This window comes from Cupriavidus sp. WS (assembly GCF_000395345.1).
Classification (GTDB): Bacteria; Pseudomonadota; Gammaproteobacteria; order Burkholderiales; family Burkholderiaceae; genus Cupriavidus; species Cupriavidus basilensis_B.
Map to the genome: position 1 here is coordinate 35,778 of NZ_AQPL01000199.1, position 18,375 is coordinate 54,152.

Annotated in this window: 32 protein-coding genes; 2 read left to right on the forward strand and 30 right to left on the reverse strand. The window is 60.8% G+C overall.

Translation table 11 applies throughout. From position 1 onward, the window contains the following. Positions 1-311: 311 nt before the first annotated feature. The 7 genes from K206_RS38490 to K206_RS40910 all read right to left on the reverse strand — a co-directional run bounded on the left by K206_RS38490 (position 312) and on the right by K206_RS40910 (position 5,157). Positions 312-851, reverse strand: coding sequence for a hypothetical protein (locus K206_RS38490; RefSeq protein WP_155888102.1), 540 nt, complete (start codon positions 849-851; stop codon positions 312-314). Between the two features lie 221 nt (positions 852-1,072). Further along, a complete protein-coding gene (locus K206_RS0116660; RefSeq protein ID WP_020203529.1) occupies positions 1,073-2,209 on the reverse strand; it encodes a helix-turn-helix domain-containing protein in 1,137 nt (378 codons plus the stop codon). 55 nt (positions 2,210-2,264) lie between these two features. Further along, on the reverse strand, positions 2,265-2,531 hold the full coding sequence (locus K206_RS0116665; protein ID WP_155888103.1) for a hypothetical protein: 267 nt from the start codon (positions 2,529-2,531) through the stop codon (positions 2,265-2,267). 13 nt (positions 2,532-2,544) lie between these two features. Further along, entirely contained in the window at positions 2,545-3,051 is a 507-nt protein-coding gene (locus K206_RS0116670) for a hypothetical protein (protein ID WP_020203531.1), read from the reverse strand. Between the two features lie 64 nt (positions 3,052-3,115). Next, the gene (locus tag K206_RS0116675) at positions 3,116-3,382 is read right to left on the reverse strand and encodes a hypothetical protein (RefSeq protein ID WP_020203532.1); all 267 of its coding nucleotides are present in this window, start codon (positions 3,380-3,382) and stop codon (positions 3,116-3,118) included. Beyond that, the gene (locus K206_RS0116680) at positions 3,379-3,588 is read right to left on the reverse strand and encodes a ribbon-helix-helix protein, CopG family (protein WP_020203533.1); all 210 of its coding nucleotides are present in this window, start codon (positions 3,586-3,588) and stop codon (positions 3,379-3,381) included. Before K206_RS0116680 ends, K206_RS0116675 begins: the two co-directional genes overlap by 4 nt. Before the next feature lie 627 nt (positions 3,589-4,215). After that, complete coding sequence (locus K206_RS40910; RefSeq protein ID WP_020203534.1) at positions 4,216-5,157, reverse strand: HNH endonuclease signature motif containing protein; 942 nt, start codon at positions 5,155-5,157, stop codon at positions 4,216-4,218. Positions 5,158-5,533: 376 nt separating this feature from the next. Between K206_RS40910 and K206_RS0116690 the strand changes: the two genes are divergently transcribed. After that, positions 5,534-5,734, forward strand: coding sequence for a hypothetical protein (locus tag K206_RS0116690; protein WP_020203535.1), 201 nt, complete (start codon positions 5,534-5,536; stop codon positions 5,732-5,734). A gap of 105 nt (positions 5,735-5,839) precedes the next feature. Beyond that, the gene (locus K206_RS0116695; RefSeq protein WP_029043726.1) at positions 5,840-6,808 is read left to right on the forward strand and encodes an SOS response-associated peptidase family protein; all 969 of its coding nucleotides are present in this window, start codon (positions 5,840-5,842) and stop codon (positions 6,806-6,808) included. A 9-nt stretch (positions 6,809-6,817) separates the two neighbouring features. On the opposite strand, the gene K206_RS38500 is transcribed toward K206_RS0116695, so the two are convergent. The 23 genes from K206_RS38500 to K206_RS0116780 all read right to left on the reverse strand — a co-directional run. After that, positions 6,818-7,120 carry an H-NS family nucleoid-associated regulatory protein gene (locus K206_RS38500; protein WP_043366823.1) on the reverse strand — a complete coding sequence of 101 codons (303 nt, stop codon included), beginning with the start codon at positions 7,118-7,120 and terminating at the stop codon, positions 6,818-6,820. A 214-nt stretch (positions 7,121-7,334) separates the two neighbouring features. Continuing rightward, complete coding sequence (locus K206_RS0116705) at positions 7,335-7,565, reverse strand: hypothetical protein (RefSeq protein WP_020203538.1); 231 nt, start codon at positions 7,563-7,565, stop codon at positions 7,335-7,337. Then, on the reverse strand, positions 7,552-7,896 hold the full coding sequence (locus tag K206_RS42890; protein WP_155888104.1) for a hypothetical protein: 345 nt from the start codon (positions 7,894-7,896) through the stop codon (positions 7,552-7,554). The genes K206_RS0116705 and K206_RS42890 overlap by 14 nt, the downstream gene beginning before the upstream one ends. Positions 7,897-7,958: 62 nt before the next feature. Beyond that, positions 7,959-8,135 (reverse strand): hypothetical protein, encoded by a 177-nt coding sequence (locus K206_RS42895; protein ID WP_155888105.1) that lies wholly within the window; start codon positions 8,133-8,135, stop codon positions 7,959-7,961. A gap of 171 nt (positions 8,136-8,306) precedes the next feature. Then, complete coding sequence (locus K206_RS0116710) at positions 8,307-8,798, reverse strand: hypothetical protein (RefSeq protein ID WP_020203539.1); 492 nt, start codon at positions 8,796-8,798, stop codon at positions 8,307-8,309. A 12-nt stretch (positions 8,799-8,810) separates the two neighbouring features. Next, positions 8,811-9,035 (reverse strand): hypothetical protein, encoded by a 225-nt coding sequence (locus tag K206_RS41640; protein WP_020203540.1) that lies wholly within the window; start codon positions 9,033-9,035, stop codon positions 8,811-8,813. A 13-nt stretch (positions 9,036-9,048) separates the two neighbouring features. Continuing rightward, complete coding sequence (locus tag K206_RS0116720) at positions 9,049-9,294, reverse strand: hypothetical protein (protein WP_020203541.1); 246 nt, start codon at positions 9,292-9,294, stop codon at positions 9,049-9,051. Between the two features lie 227 nt (positions 9,295-9,521). Further along, positions 9,522-9,734 (reverse strand): hypothetical protein, encoded by a 213-nt coding sequence (locus K206_RS41645; RefSeq protein WP_081651424.1) that lies wholly within the window; start codon positions 9,732-9,734, stop codon positions 9,522-9,524. A gap of 15 nt (positions 9,735-9,749) precedes the next feature. Beyond that, positions 9,750-9,974, reverse strand: coding sequence for a hypothetical protein (locus K206_RS0116730; protein WP_020203543.1), 225 nt, complete (start codon positions 9,972-9,974; stop codon positions 9,750-9,752). A 16-nt stretch (positions 9,975-9,990) separates the two neighbouring features. Continuing rightward, positions 9,991-10,341 (reverse strand): phage protein NinX family protein, encoded by a 351-nt coding sequence (locus K206_RS0116735; RefSeq protein WP_020203544.1) that lies wholly within the window; start codon positions 10,339-10,341, stop codon positions 9,991-9,993. Between the two features lie 59 nt (positions 10,342-10,400). Next, entirely contained in the window at positions 10,401-10,640 is a 240-nt protein-coding gene (locus K206_RS41650; protein ID WP_081651425.1) for a hypothetical protein, read from the reverse strand. Positions 10,641-11,125: 485 nt separating this feature from the next. Continuing rightward, positions 11,126-11,353, reverse strand: coding sequence for a hypothetical protein (locus tag K206_RS0116740; protein ID WP_020203545.1), 228 nt, complete (start codon positions 11,351-11,353; stop codon positions 11,126-11,128). A 15-nt stretch (positions 11,354-11,368) separates the two neighbouring features. After that, a complete protein-coding gene (locus K206_RS0116745; protein ID WP_020203546.1) occupies positions 11,369-11,593 on the reverse strand; it encodes a hypothetical protein in 225 nt (74 codons plus the stop codon). Between the two features lie 11 nt (positions 11,594-11,604). Continuing rightward, positions 11,605-11,802, reverse strand: a complete 198-nt coding sequence (locus K206_RS42900; protein WP_020423813.1) for a hypothetical protein — start codon at positions 11,800-11,802, stop codon at positions 11,605-11,607. An 11-nt stretch (positions 11,803-11,813) separates the two neighbouring features. Beyond that, positions 11,814-12,206, reverse strand: a complete 393-nt coding sequence (locus K206_RS42905) for a hypothetical protein (protein WP_155888106.1) — start codon at positions 12,204-12,206, stop codon at positions 11,814-11,816. A 23-nt stretch (positions 12,207-12,229) separates the two neighbouring features. Then, entirely contained in the window at positions 12,230-12,481 is a 252-nt protein-coding gene (locus tag K206_RS42910) for a hypothetical protein (protein WP_020423814.1), read from the reverse strand. Between the two features lie 437 nt (positions 12,482-12,918). Beyond that, a complete protein-coding gene (locus tag K206_RS42915) occupies positions 12,919-13,149 on the reverse strand; it encodes a hypothetical protein (RefSeq protein ID WP_155888107.1) in 231 nt (76 codons plus the stop codon). A gap of 245 nt (positions 13,150-13,394) precedes the next feature. After that, positions 13,395-13,673 carry a hypothetical protein gene (locus K206_RS0116760; protein WP_020203549.1) on the reverse strand — a complete coding sequence of 93 codons (279 nt, stop codon included), beginning with the start codon at positions 13,671-13,673 and terminating at the stop codon, positions 13,395-13,397. A gap of 23 nt (positions 13,674-13,696) precedes the next feature. Continuing rightward, positions 13,697-13,918, reverse strand: a complete 222-nt coding sequence (locus K206_RS0116765) for a hypothetical protein (protein ID WP_020203550.1) — start codon at positions 13,916-13,918, stop codon at positions 13,697-13,699. Between the two features lie 94 nt (positions 13,919-14,012). After that, positions 14,013-14,474 (reverse strand): hypothetical protein, encoded by a 462-nt coding sequence (locus K206_RS0116770; RefSeq protein WP_196812887.1) that lies wholly within the window; start codon positions 14,472-14,474, stop codon positions 14,013-14,015. After that, positions 14,428-14,700 (reverse strand): hypothetical protein, encoded by a 273-nt coding sequence (locus tag K206_RS0116775; RefSeq protein WP_020203552.1) that lies wholly within the window; start codon positions 14,698-14,700, stop codon positions 14,428-14,430. Before K206_RS0116775 ends, K206_RS0116770 begins: the two co-directional genes overlap by 47 nt. A gap of 322 nt (positions 14,701-15,022) precedes the next feature. After that, positions 15,023-15,694: a tyrosine-type recombinase/integrase gene (locus K206_RS41665; protein WP_231401618.1), complete on the reverse strand. Its 672-nt coding sequence runs from the start codon at positions 15,692-15,694 to the stop codon at positions 15,023-15,025. 110 nt (positions 15,695-15,804) lie between these two features. Continuing rightward, positions 15,805-18,375 (reverse strand): error-prone DNA polymerase (locus K206_RS0116780; protein ID WP_020203553.1); only part of this gene is annotated, 2,571 nt, incomplete at its 5' end.

Below are 18,375 nucleotides of genomic sequence, written 5' to 3' on the forward strand. Positions count from 1 at the left end.
CAGCCCAGCGCCGGCGCGGTGCGCACGCGAATGGGTCACATTATAGGCCGGCCATCGACGGCGACGCTAGGCCATGCGTACCTTATTTTCGCACTACATGATAATAAGACTTATCATGTAGTGCAAAAAGTGAATTTCTACTTCAGGAAATACCAAGTGGTGCCGTAAGAGTCGCTTTCCACAACGTCATCACGACAACGGAGCGCGCAACCATGCACACGCAGATCATCCCAGCCCATGATTGGTTCTTTGTTCATCCGGACGTGCGGGCGGGGAACCCGCCGACGGTCTGGCACTTGGCTGCCTGGGGGCTAAGGGAAAACGGGCAAGTGGAGGGGTTGGTGGGTGCGGGCGGAGACGAAGCTGGCGCGGGCGTGACCGCGAAGCTGACGCCCATCCCGCCCGTGTCGGGCCAGTACCTGCATCGTGACCAGCTCAATGAGGTCGAGCGCGCGCAACTGTCCAAGCGCTAGCCAGAGCGTCGGCAACACGCTGGCCAGGGCGGAGGCGCTGGCCACGGCGTGCGGCGCGACGCGGTGAATGGCCTGAGCCCCTGGCCATTGCGTACGCCGGATCGGGCGGACCAGGGTATCGAGCAGCACGGCGCTTGCGTCGTCGACCACGGCCGGCTCCAGCAACTCGTCGCCCGAGGCCGCGGACAGACCGGTGGCCTCGGTGTCCAGATAGAGCGTGCGGCCTGGCCGCGCGCTGCCGATGAGCCCGCGCAACTCGGCGGCCATGCTGTTGTCGCACAGGCCGTGCCGGTTCAGCGTGAGGCGCTCGATGTTCTGGCCGCAGCCTGCGCAGTCGGCATCGGTGATCGTGAGCGCGGCCAACTGGGCCGGGGACACGGGCCGCGTCTCCCGCATTGGCACGCATCGCGCGGGGTCGACAAGTCGATGTGCGCGCGGCGGCGATGGCCCTGCACCCGCTTCGCGGGCGGCTGGTTCGGTGACGGCTTGGGGCGCAGTGCCCCCAGCGCCGTGCGGCTGAGTGCGGCGTCGTTAGCCATGGTGTGTCTCGATGGGAACGCTGGTCCGGCGCATGGCCGTCTCTTTCCTGCAGCCGGCGCTCATTGCAACTCGAAAAACCGGCTCTGGATGCCATCACGGCCGAACGCGCGGTGCAACTGCACCCGCAGCTCCTCGAGCAGTGCGTTGCTCTGGGCGCCGTCGAATTCAACAGGATCGATGAACCAGGCCGGCAGCGCCAGCGTGTCCTCTTGCGTGGCCACGCCCCAAGCCGGATGACCGCGCGCGTCCTGTAGCGGCCGCTGGCCGCGCACGCCCACCAGCGTGATCGCGAACTCATATGGCCCGGCCACACCGTGCCGCTGGAGGCCGGCCAGCCAACGCGGGAGAAGCCCGGTCGCATCGCGTTGCAGCCACGGCAGCACCAGCCCCGGATTGCCTCCGATCTGAGGATCCAACATCCGGAACGCCTCTAATACTCCGCGGTGGAACACTTGCACGTAGGTCAGCCAACCCGCCTCACCCCCGTGTCCTTTGCGGATCACGCCGTCGAAATTCGGCTGTGCGGCACGGCCATCATTCTCCGGCGGCGCGAACTCGGGGGCGGCCGTGGCGCTCGCCATATCAACAGGAGTCGTCGCGCCCAGTGGGTGCAGGTGAATAAGCGCCGCCGGGCCCGGCTGGATGGGCAGCGGCAACCGGCCAGCGTAGTAGCGCGCAATGCGGTCGTCGCGGAAGGTTTCCCACGCCCGCGTCGCCTGGTCACGCGCCGTAAAGGCTTGTCGTAGCCCGTGCATGTCGTATTCGGTGTTGCGCGCGTCGGCGCGCACCATGAAACGGCGGCCACCGGCCGTACGGTGGGGACCGGTCCAGCTCTGCGGCACGCGAATGCCGGCGATCCAGCGGCCGCCGTCGGCCGGCACGCACTCGATGCGCACGCCGGCTAGCCGGGGCTCGAGGCCACCCTCAATCATCTGGCCGATGCGCAGCCGGAAGCCGTCGGCGTTGGCAAACTGGATGCCCGGCAGGCCGGCGATTGCGCCGTCGGGATCTTCTGCCACGCCCAGGAGCAGCCAGCCGCCACGCGCGTTGGCCATGGCACACACGTCCTCGATCAGGCCACGGCGGTGATCTGTGTTGTCGGCATTGAAGTCGGACTTGAAATCGAGCTCGACGGATTCGCGCGCGCTATTGTCACGCAGGGCCTGCAGCGTTTCGTGATTGAGAGTCGTCAGCATCGATCGTCACCGCTCCTGGTGTTGTTGAATGGTCGTTCACGAGGACTGGCAGCCCTCAGGGCTGGCCCTCGCTCGCGTCCCAGTCCGGATTCGGAGTATCCGGCACGCTGAGGGATGCATAGTCGTCGCAATCTGCCCAAGCCTGCTCTTTCGTCCTGCGGTAGGGCTGTTGCGCCTTGTAGTAGCCTTGGGCATTGCCTGTGCCAAGCTGCATCCAACCGTACAACACGGGGTCTTGATCGACGACCATGTGGACGGAATAGCCTTGGCGTTTCAGTTCCTTGATGCGTTCTGGACTCGGGCCTCGCTTCTGTGTCGTCATATTGCGCGCTCGCCTAGTCGATGATCTGGACGGCCAGCTCGAAGCTGAACGGATCTTGCCGGCTGGCGTCCCATGTCGATGTGAAGGTGCCGATGGTCTTGATGATCAGCGGCAGCGGATAAGGATGGCGTCCCAGGTCACTGCTGGCTTTCATCAGCTGTTGTAGGGATTCTGGCGTGATGCCGAACTGCTTGCTCACCTCCGTCGAAACCTCATATCGACCAGGCGTGCGCATCCCGGCGGCGGCGAGCGACGTCAGTGCCGCCAACTCGTCTGCGCTCAGCCGCAGATCTGTCAGGCCGATATGGTCGGCAGTGAAATGCGCCAAGCGCTGCCCCTCGCGGACCATGCCAGCGGAATCCAGCATAAGCCGCCTTTCCTGCAACGCAGCGTCGATCGCTTCCGCGATCGTGGCGTGGTCATACCCGGCGCTCCGCAACGCCTCGCGCAGTGTGCTGAGCGGCATACCGGTGCCGCCGAACGCCCTGAATTCTTTGAGGACTGCGCTGCTATCCAACATCGCTTCGCTCCTGTTTGTCATGACTGTTCTGGAGGCCGGCGCCGTACCTCTCGCAAGGCCCCAACTACTTGCGCACCAAGTAGCCAATGATCCCACCCGTGGCGGCAGACAGCACTGACATCGCCCACTTCTTTTCTTCGGCGGTAGCCGTCGGCGACGACAAGGTGCTGTAGCACAGACCGACGATCAAGATGACGAAGCCAATCGCGACCGCGAACAGGGCAACATCCTTGAAGAGCCGGACCCGCCGCTCACCAGCCGTTTCCTCCCGTTCAACGGAGACACTGTACTTATGGTTCGGTGGTGGGGAGTTGAGGTCGATTGTGCTCACAGGCCAATGATCTCCGTTTGCATCTTCTCGCTCTTGGGCTCGACCAGGCCGATTTTCAGGCCGCGCTGTTTGCCGTCGCGGGCAGTCAGAAATAGCTGCAGCGCCTTGCGAAGAATCTCGCTCTTGTTGCTTTCCGTTTCGGCAGCTACACGATCAATCTCGCGATTGAGATCGTCCGACAGGACGACATTGAAGCGGACGCTCATGATCTACTCCTTTGCATGCGTGTTTGATGTGTTGTTTATACACCTTTTTGGCGCATTCGACAAACGGAGCCGACTGTCTTTGGGGCGTCGCAGAAAACGAGATGGGGCGCGCACTCGTGGCGAGAAGAGCGGACGCAATAGTCTGATCTCGCCGACGCAGCTTGCTGTACTCGTCACCTGAATAGCCATACCAAATGGCTAGCTGGCGCCGGGCAGTTCACGGGCGAGTGCTTCGCAACGAAAGTCTCATACATAAGGCCAGCGCCGCACGTCGACTGCGGCGGAAGCCAAGATAGTGCGCTAATGGTCCCAGGGCTGACGGGGGGGCGGGGCGGCTACCAGTCTCATGCGCTGTATGAATATACAGTGCCGTCATGCACACGGTAGCCGGCAGGGAATGCTGTTTAACCGGTTAAACGGATCTCTTGGAGAAAAACGCTAGTTGAAGATATTAATTATCTCAATACTCAATTTAATCCTTATTTGGTAATTATAGATCACTTTTCGGTTTGATTTACGAAACCGTTCGGTAGCGGTAGGAAATCGCCCGACGTCGCCAGCCCCCAAATTTGCTCAAGCCTCTCTCCTGCGGGGTTGCCAATAGGGCTAATCAAATGGCGCCGGCGCTCACGTTGTCCCCACGGGTTCATTCGTATCCATGGCATGTGGCAGTGGCGTTCCGTGCAGGCTCGCGTATTCCCCGACACGGGCGGGAGCAGCTACCACGAAGCACCCCGCCTCGATGTTGGCCAGCCCGGCATCGAGTAAGCGGTGGAGGTCGGCGCGCAGCAGGATGCCGTCCGTCACCGTGTTGTGCATGCGCCAGTTTCGACCTGGCAAGTGTGCGGCATCCAGCGCCGCTTTCACCGTTGTGCCGGATACCATGCATCGCCAGCCATACTGCGTGCCCAGTCGCTGGCGAAACGCCGCCTGCTTCAGCCGACGTTCCACCTCCACGGTCACGGTCTTGGAGGCCGGACCTTGAGATGGGCCAGGCTGCGACAAAGCGGGTGTGGGCTGCCCTGCTGCGAGACTGGAGAGATCCAGATCCCGTGCGGTGACCACCGACACGCAGTCCGCGTCCGGTCTGTTGCGTGTTTCCTCGAACCAGAGTGTGGGCGACTTGGACTTGCGGGCGCGTACCGGCCAAGTGGCCAGCTGCTCGTGATAGGCGGCAGCCATGCCATCCATCGTCAGCGTGACCCAGTTGCGCAGCACGCCGCTAGCCATGTGGACCAGCAACGCATGGGTTGCGCCGAGCGCCTTCACGCGCGTGACCCGCAGGTCCACCAACTTCAGAAAGCGCGCGTCGGGAATGTCGGTGTCTTGTTCCCCAGTGAATAGCCCAAACTGCACCGCGCAGAAATGCTGAGTGCCGGTCCACCCGACCTTGAGCCAGAAACGCACCGGGTCACCCTTGGCTGTCGTCGCCGAAATCAACTTCACCTGTCCGCGCCGTTCCATGCGGATATCGGAAAAGCCGCTTCCGGTGAGCAGCGCCGGCACCAGTTCCAGCACCAACATCTCGTTTTCGTAGGACTCCGGCAAGCGCGCCAGCTTCTTGGACATGGACTCCCCCTTTTTCTGAAAAATGCTCGCAAACGCTAGCCCAGGGCGATCACGCAATTCGTTCGGTGCCCCGTGACGTTCCCTTCACGACATCCGCTGGTACAGTCCTTCATGCATTGCCACAGTTGCCACGTACCGCGGAGTCTTCAGGCCCCCGCAAGGTGGATCAAGTAGATATTTGGCCAGTATGGCCTGCGTCACGAGCTCGTGCCACAGTACGCTGAGACAGTTTGGTGCATAAGCACACGTTTGAAGGAAAACGCCGCCTTCGACAGGAACTCGGCGTCTCAGCTACGCTACTGCAACTCAGTTGCCTCTTGCGGATTTGTGAAACTCAGCCACAATCGGCTCCTTCACAATGCCATTAGGAGAAAATATGGCGGGCTTTCGTATTGAAACCGAACCGGACCTCGAAACCGGCCTGTATCGGAATGTGGTCTACCAGGGCAACAACCCGAGCCCGCTGGTGGTCGGGCCAGCGACCTACGCGACGAAGGAGGCTGCGATCGCAGCCGCGTTGGAAATGGTCCAGCGAGCAGTGCCGTCCCAGACTTTCACGGCTACGCGCATCTACTGACTCCGCACATTGAGGCCGCCTCCGGGCCCCTTTTTTGACACGGCATCCATGCCGATAACTTCTATTATCGGTATGGTGCTGTTCTTGGGTGCTCAGGAGGCAGATATGTGCTATTCGGCAAAGATAGCAGCGGACCTTCGTTGGCTGGAACGAGAATATGGCGCCACTCTGAGCTTGCCCCTGTTCGCCGAGTTGTTTGGGCACCTGAAAGCCGGAAGTGGATGGCAAAAGGTGCCCAAAACGATGCGGGCCAGTTTCCAGTCCCCTTGCAACGATCTTGAACGCGAGATCGCTGGACTGATCGGGGAGGGCCAGCGAGCACAGGCCAGTTTCTTCGAGACAGAACTGTTCAAACAACGGTCCCGCCTAGCCTCCGCAGAGCATTCTCTTGCCGTCAAAGCAACGAAGAAAGCCGAGAGCGACAAGCGTATTGCGAGCGAGAAGATCGCCGCGGCCCAGCGCAACCTGGTAGACCTACAGCGCGTCGAGCAAATGGACTCGGACTCCAGAATTTTCCCCGGCTACTACGCTCCGGTCATCGTTGCGAATGACGGCCAGCGGACGATCGTGCCGATGCGCTATCGGTGCCGGCTCCCCGGTTGGACGGAAGCGATGGAGCGGCAAAAGCCGGGCACCTATAACGCTCGCATGGATAACCTGGAAAGAGCCTGGGGAAGGCTCTTTGGCGTGCAGCACGGAGTTCTCGTCGCCAATGCCTTTTTCGAGAACGTGACCCGCCACAGGATGGAGCATCGCGAGCTCGCGGCAGGGGAGAAAGAACAGAACGTTGTACTGGAGTTCCAGCCGGAGCCCCGGCGGCCGATGCTGCTAGCGTGCCTTTGGTCCTTCAGCAAATCGGAAGGGGAAGATCCGGACCTATATTCGTTTGCGGCCATCACCGATGACCCGCCGGCGGAGGTTGCCGCCGCGGGCCATGATCGATGCATCGTGCCGATCAAGTCCGAGCATCTCGATGCTTGGCTCAACCCGAAGCCGGGTGACCTCGCTGAGGCATACGCGATCCTGGCCGACCGGACTCGCCTTTTCTACGAGCATCGTTTGGCAGCAGCTTAGGAGAAACGCTTATTCCTTGATCAGAAAGCGCTCGCGCTTCTTGTCTGCGATCCACGCCGGTGCGCGGCCGCGGCCGCTCCATTCCGCACCGGCTTTGGGATCGCGATACATGGGGGGAACCTTGGACTTAGCGCCGGCCGCCCCGAGTTTGCGAGCCGTTCCGAAGACCTGCTTTACTGTCAGTCCATACGTTGCGACTTTCTCCCGCACGTCGGCAAGGACGGTTGCCAACTCCTCTTCACGTGCACTTTCAGCTTTGGCTTCCAGCTCGAGGATCTGTGCCTTAAGGTCTTGGTATTTGCTCGTTGCCATAGTTTTGCGTTTTGCGTTGGAAGTAGCGCCGGATTATACGGAACAGTGAGGGTTGATGAAAACAGTGAGACCGGAGGGCTTGTCTTTCGGCCTCGCTCACTGCGCGGAGATAGTCGACCCATAGCAGGCAAACATGGTGGAGTCGGTTGAACCCTAACGCGTCCTGAGGGCGGGTGTCAGGGAGTGGAGTCAGTCGCTGCATTGCTTTTCCGTTCTATTCATCGGCGGCCTGGTCGATCTTCTGACCGATATAGCGCAAAGTGCAGAAGGTCCCCAAGCCGATGAGGCCCGAGCCCGATCCAACACCAATCGCAAGCGACGCCCCAAAAAGCATCAGCAGCCGGTCGGACGCGCGCAACCACTCTCCCAGCGAGACCTGCCCCAGCTCATCTAGCGTGGCGTCTTTCAGCCGAATGGGCTTAGCCGTGCTGTTATTTACTTCCATCGCTCTGTTCCGTGCAGTTGTCGCTGTCAGCCAGTTCGCGAGCCTGCTGATTCAAGTCGGCAATGGCGCGGTGTGACAGCAGCACTTGCAGGTCGGTGTCACCGAGCTGCGCGCGCAGCATGGCGATGGCATGGGCCGGCGTGTTCATGCCACCCGCACCTGGAATGAAATGCAGGTGGAGTTCCACGCCGCAGCGCGGGCAAGCTGCCTTGAGGTATGGCAGATCGGACCTTGGCTGAGCTTGCCGGATCGGGGCAGCAAACTCGCGCATGCCACCCGGCAAGGGATGCCCGGAGACCCTGCAGCGCAATTTGGCGAGCATTCTGTTCATGTTCACATCTTTGATGTTACGGGCTACCGGCACCGGTGCGGGGCGCTAATTCGCGCCAGATTCTAACGATTACCATCGGGCTCGTCTTCAGTGAAGCCGATTGCCCACTGGGACCCATGATCGAACAGGTAAGCTACCAGTGCCCTGTGCTTCTGGATGCCGATGGCCGTTTTGCGTGCCTGCCGGAAATCGGGATAGACCTTGGCCAAGGCTGGAGTGCGCGAATATTCGTAGATCATGACGCCCGGCTGTGACTCCTTGGCCGTGACTACGAACTCGTCGCTGCCAGGAAGGTGGACGACATAACCAGCGAACTTGCTCGAAGGCGGGAAGCCCCTGCGCGCCTGTTGCTTTTCCGTGATTAACCACGAGTGTAGTCGCTCTTCAGCGTGTTGTCGGCCAGCCGACACCTAACGCTTGTGGCCAATCGAGATGAATTTCTCGAAGAGTTCGAGCACGCCTTCCCGAGTGATGTTCTTGCACTTACACGCGCTGATGTCGTCTGGCATGTACCAGACCCGTTTGACTAGGGGATAACTGAGCAGCGTGAGCAAGGTTGTCACGTAGAGTGGCATAGGGCCGTCCGGGTAGCTGTCAGCCCACCAGCGGGACAGGTAGCTGATTCCGCCCAGTGCTCCAGCGGGAATTTGATACCCATACCCAACTGTGTTGCTGCCCCTATTGGCACCATCGTCATAGAGATTGCCATTGTCATCGACGCTGTAGCCACTGTAGCCCAGCATTTCGTATTCGAAGTCCGCCGGATCAGAGAGCCACAGAATCTCGGAATCCCCCGGCATCAATGTGCGAAGCCGATTGGCAAGAAGATCCTTGACCTCGCTAAACTGGGCAGGCGTCAGCGCTCGATGGAATTCGACCTTGATCTCACAACCAATGCTCATCGCTTTTCCTTGTCACACAGGCTGTTTCAGCACGGCCGCGCGATACTGCGAGCGCAGGAGCAGATCTGGAACCGGTGCAAGGACCTCTGCCATGAACTGAAGCTCGACGCACGAATCAATCCCGTGTTCCCGCGCCGCCCGATCATATGCGACCCGCGCGGTCTCCAATTGCGCTTTGTCACCGGCCGCCAAGCCTCTGATCGCAGTGCGTTCGGCAATGGTGAGGATCGTATTCATCTTTTTCGAGGTATCAAAACACTGTGGGTCGGATACTGCCTACTTCCATCCAGTGAGTCGGCTCGTACCCTTTCTCTCTGGCGATCTTCCGCGCCTCGAGCGGCGTGATAGCGCCCTCCAGGTCGATATGGTCAGTGCCATCCTCGACTGCGACGCGGAGGTAGAACGCTTTCGACGGATGGCGCCTTCCAACCTCTTTGTCCATCACGACAACTTGGGCCGGGAAATCGGTCGGCGGAGTTGCTTCAATGATTTGCATGGAAACCTATTCCTATTCACCCTTCCACCACATCAAATCGCCCGCCATCGGCTTGGACAGTTCGTCTTCAGTCAGCCGGCGCGTCCTAGACGCAATTTGCTCGAAGGCTGCTTGCTCGTCCTGGTTCAGTGGGTGGATCTTTGGGGGATTCTCCGCTGCTGGATTCCGTTGTGCCGGGGAGTCCGGCGGATTCTCTTTCGTGTGCATCATCAAAGTCCTTTGCCCTTTCAATAGCGAATAGCGATGGCGTCTCGCTTCGCGGCGTCCGTTGCCTTTTTGTTGTCACGGCTACGCTTCGCCTGGGCCTTCTTCACCGCCTTGTCGGGCGACGACGCTTCGATCTGGAAGATCTCGCAGAGCGCGTAGTCCGGGTCGCTCGGCTTACCACCATAGCTCCATGTGCCATTCGGAAATCGCACTACAGTCCATACTCGGTCCATCTCAATCCTCCGTTCCTATCGTACTTCGCGGAACATCGCGGGCCCGCCGATCAATCCGACGGTCACGAACGTGGTGCGCCCATAGTTGCGCGACTCCTTGCGAACCTCATAACCATCCTCATCATGGCCAATGCGCTCGATGTGCGATGCCACCGAAGCGACCTCATCGCGAACTGCAGCCATGTCGCGCATCACCAATTCGCTCGGAAGCGACCGAAGGCATTCCAATAACGTAGCCATTTCCTTTTCCGTTGCGTCAGTCGTTGTCCGGGAAGGTTTCGCCGAACCTGGCGACGAAGTAGGCGCGCATTGCCGCGATCAACAATGTTGGGCCAGTATGTCCGCTGGCAACGTCGATATAGGCGTCCTTTCCACCATACCCGTCCATGCCGGGAGCGTTCGCAGTCCAGATCTGCTCCGAGTTGCCGATGAACTCAACGCCGCTCCACGTCGCGATTCGCTCGCGCTCGATGATTGGGCCGCCTTGCGCCCAGTTTTCTGTCGGGCGGTAGTTGGCGGCATCGCGAATCGCGCGTGCGTGGTCCGCGCCTTCGGCCCGAGCGACCCAATAGTCCAGCATCGCACCGGTCAAGTCTGATACTTTCATTTAAGCCTCATTGGGATAACGGCACACGTGCGCGGGCCATGACGGCAGTGTATGTATAATTAACGTTGCGCGCAACGTTTATTTAGTTCGATCAGCGCCGCTTCTATGGCCGCCCGATCCGAGCTGTAGCTCTCCGTCAGGTTGGCAAGGGCGGTCGCTGCCTCGGCCGACAGCCGTAGGCGGTTGAGAATGCGCCCACCTGATTCAATCAGCGCGGCATCCAGGCCTTTCACTCGCTGCGTCGGAGTTTTCGCTTCGCCGGTGGCGGGGCGTCCCCGGCCACGCTTCGTTTCTGTCATCTGTTCACCAGTAGGCCGTCGCAATGGCCTGGTAGTCGGTTCATGGTTGCCCACCGCACGGGCAACGATCAAACAACTTTTCCTATTCAACTACAGCGGTTGCCCACTTTGCGAACGTTTCAATGCTGCACTTACCGTGCGTCTGGCCACCGCGTCTGCTATTGGTCTGAACAAGAAATCCGTCCGTGCTCCATGCAACCAACTTGCCGCCGCCACGGCTATCCGATTCCACGATTAGTTCGACCTGTCGAAAGTAGTTTGGACGGCGTGAGTTCATGTAACAACGGCCCTCTACGATTTGCTCAAGCTCCATAGCGGCATTTCCTAGGGTAGGTCTCAACGAACGCCAGTTCGTGCCGCCGCTTCCGGGCCTTGCAGGGCTCCTGCCTGTCGCGACTGAAGATGGTGAGCAAGCGGAGCTCTGCACCACAGATCTCACAGCAGGCATATCCGGTATTGTTCATACCCATATTGCGGCTTCCGAATCAGTGCTGGACCGTGTTCATGTCCAGCTCATAGAGAAACCATTCCTCAGCGAGCCCTGTCATCACGACTCCGGTGTCGACCGGCGCACGACCATGCCGATCAATGCCGAAGACGAGTCCCACCGAGAAGCCGTCACTCGGTTCGACAACCATGCCGTCCTGGCCGGGCCGAAGGTCGCTATCAGCCTTTACCCGAACGAAGTCGCCGTTTCTCAGATCTCGCGTCATTGATTTTTCCGTGGGTTAGCCGACCCGACTCACTTCGCATGAGTGACCGGGAAATCGCTTCGCCGCCAGCACCTCGGCCTCACGCTGGTTCTTGGCCTCAACAATGTCGACGATCGCCAAATCCTGGGGTCGCAACGGTGTCCCATCTTCAGACACTGTCTTGTTCTCGGACCAGAATTCGTGATATGTCTTCGCCATCCCCGGTCGGATCGCGGTGATCTTATAGGTTGATTTCGCCATTCCTTCTCCGTTCAAATGCCGAGGTGGCAACTGCCGCCGAGGTCCTGGCGAATCGAGCCGTCTCGAATCATCACCAGGACAGGCCGTTGGTCAATCTGCGACGCCGCCCCATTCTTCTTCATCACGTAGCGTCCGAACTTCCGATCGTAGGACAGCGATTCGCCTGCCTTCATTCGATCCACGATCTTCCGTTGTGCATTGCTGAGCATCACCGCTTTCCCTACCGATTTTGCCGAACCCAACGCTCAGCCCGAAGTCCTTGAAGCCTATCCCCATTAGGGAGAATGATCGCGAATCCGGCGTTATGCGGATTTGGCGACGGGAAGTCGCCGTTAGGTGGAAACTGCTTTACAAGGTGGTGGGCCAGTTCCTTCGGTTCGTTTGCTTCAAACAGTACTTTCTTTCCGAGAGTAAGTTTGAAGCCATTCTCGTTAGAGGTACCTTTGCTTTGAGGTTCAACGACTTGGTAAAGATCGTCCTTGGGGGAGTTCTTCACGCCGGTCGCATTGAACCAGCTTACCTCGTGTCCGTTTGGTCCGTGCGTCCGGAATACGTACATCGGGGCGTCCGCTCTATCGGCCGCAGCTTGAGCCTTCTTCAACGTCTCTTCCATTCCGTACTCCAGTTGTTTTCCGTTCAAATGTCGCTGTCCGCCAGCTCGCGAGCCTGCTGATTCAAGTCGGTGGCGGCCCGGTGCGACAGCAGCACACGCAGGTCGGTGTCACCGAGCAAAATGTAGTCGTCGGCCAGCTCAGTGCAATTTGCCCTTTCGTCAGCGACATGACACTGTTCCTTGACGTTATGCCAGTGCCGGATGCGGCTTCGCCGCGCGCGTGCGGTCGCCAGCGTCCCAACGCTCCAGATGCACTGCGCACTCGCTACAAACACCCACGGTCGCAGCGTAGTCGACTCGCAGCCACCAGCATCCGGACTCACACGCTTGATAGTCGTGGCAACCACAGCCGATACAGTGGGCTACACGTGGCACCTGGTGGTATTTCATGTCAATGCTTCCTTTTGACGATGATTCTATGTGCCGGCCCGGCCAGCATTCCCGCTTTCTATTCCTTAAACCCAGCGTGCCCCAGGTCGACGTTCAAGCTACTGTCCGTAGCATCTTTCCCAACATACTGCTTCGCCCATGCTCGGCGCTGACCCGGCGACCTCGTTTTGCAGGCCCGCTCATGACGCCGCTTCCACACCTTGCACAACCCCTGCATGTCACGGTTGAAAATCGTGAATAAGCGAAACTCCGCGCCGCAGTGTTGGCATGAGGCGAAGCCGACGTTGTTGAGTCCCATGCGATCTTTTCTGTCGTTACCAGCTCAGGACGCACCGCCGACTGCACCCGGATCACGCATCCACATGGCGAGGGCTTCAAGTTCGTCAGCAGTGTAATCGCCATCGAGCCGGACTCGTTGTAGGCCATCTTCGCGAACCCGGACGAATTCAGTTTCGATGTACTCGACATCACTGCGGATGCGGGTAGCAGAGAGCTGTGTGGTCGGAATCGCGATAAGAATTGCCCTCGCCCGCTCAGGTGTCATCGTGCTCATGGTGTTTCCCTTGTCGCCGGCCACGCCGGCCTTTCCTATTCTTCCAATGGTGCCAGAATCCAGGTGCCGTGCCTCTCTTTGTAGATCTGCACGCGCTCGCAGGCCAACTGTTCGTGGAGCCAACCTGGCACTTTATCGGACAGATGGGCAGTCACGGCATCAGTGGCATTGAGCAAATCGCATAGCGACACCGCAATAGCTTCGCGCTGCGCAGGTCGTATGAGGTCCGCGCGAGATGGCATCGCTTATACCCGCCCGCGAATTCGGTCGAGGGCCGCTGCGCCGTTTTCGAGCAGAGCGCTCGCTAGGTTGTGGACAGCGTGCGCCGACAGGTTCTCGGTCGTCGCCGGCACGGCGAGCAGGAAGCACGCGGCCTCACGCGCCTGGCGCTCTTGGTCCGGTTGCGCCATCGCGGTAGCATCAGGGTCCTGCACGAAGAGGAAGCCGTATTTGCGTAGCGAGCGCACCGCCACCGAGAGGTTTTCGGCCCAGCGCTCGCGTTCAGTGTCGATGGTCTGATTCATTTCATTTCGCGGTTACGTCGCCCTCAGAACAGGGACCGACCTTTGTCGATTACCTGCACCGTGCCACCAGCCTTGACCAATTCGCACTGCAGGGCGGTGGACATAACGGACATGCCTTTGCCTGTCGGCCCGATCACAACGCTATGGCCAACTTCTGCGCCGTGGGGGTCGAATTTGAACGGGGTCCTTGTTTCGCAGTTGCTGGAAATCGTGTCGGCAACCCGCTGCTTCTTGTCATCAGTCATCGTTGTTGGTCTTCCATGCGCCGGCCTAGCCGGCTTTTCCGTTCTATTGCTGGGCGGCAGCGGCACACTCATCGCCGTCGCGATCCAAGTCTGGTTAGGTGTATATCTCGTAGAACTTGAAGCCTGCCCGTTGCGCGATCTCCATCTGCACGGCCTCTTGGGCTTCGCGCTCGGCGCGGCAGAACTCCATGAAGGGCACACCCAGCAGGCCAGCTTTGCGTGCGTCGTCCATCCGCGCTTGGTAAGCGGCGTAGGTCGGGTGCTGGCGCACCTCGCGAACGGCGGCATCGCGGCGTTCTTGGGTTGCCGTCCTTGCTTCTTGGCGGATGACTTTGGCAGCCCTGCCAGTGTGGCGGGTCACGCAGACACAGCCATAGTGGACGATCTCACCACCTACCCGCTCGACGGCGAACGTGCCTTTGAGATTGGCCTTGCCGCAGCAGTCGCAGGTGGTAATCGCTTCGTCGTATCCGAGAACCTTCATCTTGCACCCTGTGATCGGCTTGTAGTTAGGCTCGCTTCTCGTAGTCGTCGGCCAGCGCATCGCAACGGTCATGCCAGGTCGTGTCGCCTTCGGCCGCGGCGTTACGCAGATGGTGAGCGGCATCCATCCATTCACCGGCGGTGACAGCCTTCCAGACCAGTTGCATTCGCGTGATCTGGTCGTCCGGGCAGGAATAGAGGAGGTCGTTTGCGGTATCGGCTGTTGTCGCCGTCAGCGGCTTGTCGGTCAGATGGTTCATCCCGTCCCCAGCCACAATGCGTCCAATAATGATTGCCACCTCTCATCTCCTAGCGATCCTCGGCACACCCACGTCCGACCATGAGATAAGTATCGTCTATTTATGTTTCCCGGTCAACATATATTTTTCAGGAGCTGGTCGAGTGCTGTGCCGAGGTTCTGTAGGCCGTGCTTGTCGCGATAAGCCTCCAGGCGAGCCTTCGTTTCCCCATCCACAGTCAGATCGAGGCGTACGCGGCCCGACTCCGCTTGGCGCTCTCGATGAGCGGCCTTACCTGCTCGGAGTTGTTCTTGCCGCGCGTCCGGTGTGAGCGTTGCCGGTCGGCCAGGCCCGCGCGCTGTCATCTTCGGTGCTCGGGTCATCAGATAACTCCGCTCACAATTGACCCCAGGCGGACAGGATCGCCCGCAATCATTCGTTTAACGGCTGAAAGGCTCGAAACTCCAATCAACTCCTGAATCAGCTTGGGGGACAGGCCCTTTCTGTGGAGGGACACTGCAAACGTTCGGCGCGCGGTGGTGGCGCTGCCCTTGGCAATCCCTGCTTGTTGGTGCAATCGCCGAAAGACCTCTGTTAAGGACTCGCACGAGTAGCTCACCGCACCAGCCGGCGTTATGCGGCGTGTGAAAGCAAAGGGCGCGCCGTCGCCTGCGAGAAATAGCGGGCTCTGGTGATCCAAGCCGCGGTAAGCGGCAGGGTGCGTTGTGATGGCATGCCGCGCCGCCAAGCGATATGCCAGGTACGCATCAACTGCCGCACGCACGCTAGGGCTCGACCAATGAAGCGGCCGAGCTTTGCCATTGAAGGCAATCTCCGCGCGTACCTTTGACTCCCGTACCACGTTGCCATCGGCACTCAAATAGTCCGAGACAAGCAGTTTGGCGCATTCATTTGGTGTGATGCCTGTGCCATAGGCAACGGTCAGCAAGGCGACATCCCGCTCTCTGTTTTGCCCTGTAGCCGCCGCCACTTTGATGGCATGGCGGACCTCGTGATTTTCAATCACTCCCGACTTTGGCATCCCGTAATACATCCATATCCGTTTATATTACGAGATAGTATGAAGATCACCTCGGACGAAAGCAATGGGCGAGGGCAAGCCAGAGCCAAACCTCGGAACTACCGACCGGCGTGCTAGGCGGTTCAGCAAAAGTCGCGGCTGCTGGTTTCCAGACGACCCAGCAACGGCGACAGATCCACTACCCGCTGCGCCACCAGGTGCCGCACCTCGCCTTCGCATTGCCATTGCCCGAAGACGCCGGCCAGCGTGGCGCTCAGCACTTCCTTGCGGAACCGCTCGAAGACATGGGGCCAGATGATGACGTTGACGACACCTGTCTCGTCCTCCAGCGTCATGAAAATGACGCTGTTCGCCGTGGCAGGGCGCTGCCGTACCGTGACGATGCCGGCCGCCCGGGCGGTCTGGCGCGGCCGGTAGGCGGCCAGCTCGGCCGCAGCCACGAAGCGACGGCTGGCCAGCATCGCGCGCAGCAGCGCCAACGGGTGGCGTCGCAGGGACAGGCCCATCGCCCGGTAGTCCCCGACGATTTCTTCGCCCTCGGTCGCCGGCGCAAGCTCGGCTGGCGCCTCCACCAGGTCGGCGGGACGCAACAGGTCCTTGTCGGGCACCGCGGCGGCGGCCTGCCACAGGGCCTGTCGGCGCCCGCCGGTGAGCGAGGCCAGCGCGTTGCCGGCGGCCAGCACCTGCAGGTCGTGCCGATCCAGGACGGCGCGCCGGGCCAGGTCTGTCGCATCGGAGAACCCACGGATGGCGCGTGTCTCCTCAATACGCTGCGCCGACTCGCGCCGCATGCCGCGCAGCAGGGAAAGGCCAAGGCGCACCGCAGGTCGATGGCCTCCGTCCGCAGCCTCAAGGGCAGAGTCCCAGCCGCTAATCGACACGTCCGCCGGCAGCACCGTCACGTCGTGGCGCTTCGCATCCTGCACCAGCTGAGAGGGGGTGTAGAAGCCCATCGGCTGGCTGTTCAGCAGCGCGCAAAGGAACGCGGCCGGCTCATGGCATTTGAGCCAGGCCGAGGCATAGACGAGCAGGGCGAAGCTGGCGGCATGGCTCTCCGGGAAGCCATACTCGCCGAAGCCCTGGATTTGCCGGAAGATGCTCTCGGCAAACTCAAGATCGTAACCGCGTGCGAGCATGCCGCTCACGATGCGTTCGTGGTATTGGCCGAGGCCGCCTTTTCGCTTCCACGCCGCCATCGCCCGGCGCAACTGGTCGGCCTCGCCGGCGGAGAAGCCGGCGGCAAGCATGGCCACCTGCATGACCTGTTCCTGGAAGATCGGTACGCCGAGCGTGCGCGACAGTGCTTTTTCCATGTCCGGGCTGGGATAGGTCACTGGCTCAATGCCTTGGCGCCGGCGTAGGTAGGGATGGACCATGCCGCCCTGAACCGGGCCCGGGCGCACGATGGCCACCTCGATCACCAGGTCGTAGAAGGTGCGTGGGCGCAGGCGCGGCAACATCGACATCTGGGCGCGCGACTCCACCTGGAACACCCCGATGCTATCGGCCCGGCAGAGCATGTTGTAGGTCGCCGGATCTTCAGGCGGGATGTCCTGCAGCTCGAAGGCCTCGCCGCGCCGCGCCGATACCAGATCAAGCGCGCGGCGAATGGCCGACAGCATGCCCAGCGCGAGCACGTCGACCTTGAGCAGACCCAGCGCATCCAGATCGTCCTTGTCCCACTGGATCACGCTGCGGTCGGGCATGGCGGCGTTCTCGATCGGTACCAGGCGTGACAGCTTGTCCTTGGCAAACACGAAGCCGCCCGAATGCTGCGACAGGTGACGCGGGAAGCCAAGCAACTGCGTCGCCATGCTGGCCCAGCGCTGGGTGAGTTCGGCGTCGGTGTCCAGCCCGCATTCGGCAAAGCGTAGCAGCAGGTCGGCCTTTCCATCGAACCAGTGATGTGCCTTGGCAACGGTGTCAACGATGGCCGGATCGACACCCAGCGCCTTGCCGGCCTCGCGCAAGGCGCCGCGGGGGCGGTAGGTGGCCACCGCCGCGGTCAGGGCGGCGCGGTTGCGCCCGTACTTGCGGTACAGGTACTGGATGACTTCCTCGCGCCGCTGGTGCTCGAAGTCCACGTCGATATCGGGCGGCTCGCCGCGCTCCTTCGAGATGAACCGCTCGAACAGCAGGTTGCCGCGCGCAGGATCGACCTCGGTGATGCCGAGGCAGTAGCAGACGGCCGAGTTCGCGGCCGAGCCGCGTCCCTGGCACAGGATGCCGTTCGATCGCGCAAAGCGCACGATGTCGTAGACCGTCAGGAAGTAGGGCTCGTAGTGCATCTCTGCGATCAGGGCGAGCTCGTGCTCGAGCTGCGTCTGGACCGCGAGCGGGATGCCCTTCGGGAAGCGGCGATTCGCGCCGATGTAGGTCTCGTCGCGGAGGTACTCGGTCGGGGGCCGGCCGTCGGGCACCAGTTCTTCCGGGTACTCATACCGCAGCTCATCCAACGAAAACTGGCAGAGGTTCGCGATGTGCACGGATTCGGTGAGCAGCCGGTGTGGGTAGACGTTGGCCAACCGCAGTTGCGAGCGCAGATGCTGTTCAGCGTTCGGCGTGAGATCGTAGCCACACTGAGCCACGGGCTTCCCCAGGCGGATGGCGGTCAGCAGGTCCAGCAATGGCTTGCGCGAGCGCACGTGCATGAGGACGTTGCCTGTGGCCACCAGCCGCAGGTGGTGATCCGC

Bases quoted from the DNA above. Each gene is read 5' to 3' on its own strand.
- K206_RS42900 (WP_020423813.1), bottom strand. From the start codon at position 11,802: ATGCTCAGCAATGCACAACGGAAGATCGTGGATCGAATGAAGGCAGGC.
- K206_RS0116690 (WP_020203535.1), top strand. From the start codon at position 5,534: ATGGCGGGCTTTCGTATTGAAACCGAACCGGACCTCGAAACCGGCCTG.
- K206_RS0116770 (WP_196812887.1), bottom strand. From the start codon at position 14,474: ATGACCGTTGCGATGCGCTGGCCGACGACTACGAGAAGCGAGCCTAAC.
- K206_RS0116735 (WP_020203544.1), bottom strand. From the start codon at position 10,341: ATGAAAGTATCAGACTTGACCGGTGCGATGCTGGACTATTGGGTCGCT.
- K206_RS0116720 (WP_020203541.1), bottom strand. From the start codon at position 9,294: ATGCAAATCATTGAAGCAACTCCGCCGACCGATTTCCCGGCCCAAGTT.
- K206_RS42890 (WP_155888104.1), bottom strand. From the start codon at position 7,896: ATGAACAGAATGCTCGCCAAATTGCGCTGCAGGGTCTCCGGGCATCCC.
- K206_RS0116740 (WP_020203545.1), bottom strand. From the start codon at position 11,353: ATGACGCGAGATCTGAGAAACGGCGACTTCGTTCGGGTAAAGGCTGAT.
- K206_RS0116680 (WP_020203533.1), bottom strand. From the start codon at position 3,588: ATGAGCGTCCGCTTCAATGTCGTCCTGTCGGACGATCTCAATCGCGAG.
- K206_RS0116665 (WP_155888103.1), bottom strand. From the start codon at position 2,531: ATGACGACACAGAAGCGAGGCCCGAGTCCAGAACGCATCAAGGAACTG.
- K206_RS38500 (WP_043366823.1), bottom strand. From the start codon at position 7,120: ATGGCAACGAGCAAATACCAAGACCTTAAGGCACAGATCCTCGAGCTG.
- K206_RS0116660 (WP_020203529.1), bottom strand. From the start codon at position 2,209: ATGCTGACGACTCTCAATCACGAAACGCTGCAGGCCCTGCGTGACAAT.
- K206_RS41665 (WP_231401618.1), bottom strand. From the start codon at position 15,694: ATGTATTACGGGATGCCAAAGTCGGGAGTGATTGAAAATCACGAGGTC.
- K206_RS0116670 (WP_020203531.1), bottom strand. From the start codon at position 3,051: ATGTTGGATAGCAGCGCAGTCCTCAAAGAATTCAGGGCGTTCGGCGGC.
- K206_RS0116705 (WP_020203538.1), bottom strand. From the start codon at position 7,565: ATGGAAGTAAATAACAGCACGGCTAAGCCCATTCGGCTGAAAGACGCC.
- K206_RS0116710 (WP_020203539.1), bottom strand. From the start codon at position 8,798: ATGAGCATTGGTTGTGAGATCAAGGTCGAATTCCATCGAGCGCTGACG.
- K206_RS42895 (WP_155888105.1), bottom strand. From the start codon at position 8,135: ATGATCTACGAATATTCGCGCACTCCAGCCTTGGCCAAGGTCTATCCC.
- K206_RS0116760 (WP_020203549.1), bottom strand. From the start codon at position 13,673: ATGAATCAGACCATCGACACTGAACGCGAGCGCTGGGCCGAAAACCTC.
- K206_RS0116745 (WP_020203546.1), bottom strand. From the start codon at position 11,593: ATGGCGAAATCAACCTATAAGATCACCGCGATCCGACCGGGGATGGCG.
- K206_RS41640 (WP_020203540.1), bottom strand. From the start codon at position 9,035: ATGAATACGATCCTCACCATTGCCGAACGCACTGCGATCAGAGGCTTG.
- K206_RS42915 (WP_155888107.1), bottom strand. From the start codon at position 13,149: ATGAGCACGATGACACCTGAGCGGGCGAGGGCAATTCTTATCGCGATT.
- K206_RS41645 (WP_081651424.1), bottom strand. From the start codon at position 9,734: ATGGACCGAGTATGGACTGTAGTGCGATTTCCGAATGGCACATGGAGC.
- K206_RS40910 (WP_020203534.1), bottom strand. From the start codon at position 5,157: ATGTCCAAGAAGCTGGCGCGCTTGCCGGAGTCCTACGAAAACGAGATG.
- K206_RS41650 (WP_081651425.1), bottom strand. From the start codon at position 10,640: ATGACAGAAACGAAGCGTGGCCGGGGACGCCCCGCCACCGGCGAAGCG.
- K206_RS42905 (WP_155888106.1), bottom strand. From the start codon at position 12,206: ATGGAAGAGACGTTGAAGAAGGCTCAAGCTGCGGCCGATAGAGCGGAC.
- K206_RS0116695 (WP_029043726.1), top strand. From the start codon at position 5,840: ATGTGCTATTCGGCAAAGATAGCAGCGGACCTTCGTTGGCTGGAACGA.
- K206_RS0116730 (WP_020203543.1), bottom strand. From the start codon at position 9,974: ATGGCTACGTTATTGGAATGCCTTCGGTCGCTTCCGAGCGAATTGGTG.
- K206_RS0116765 (WP_020203550.1), bottom strand. From the start codon at position 13,918: ATGACTGATGACAAGAAGCAGCGGGTTGCCGACACGATTTCCAGCAAC.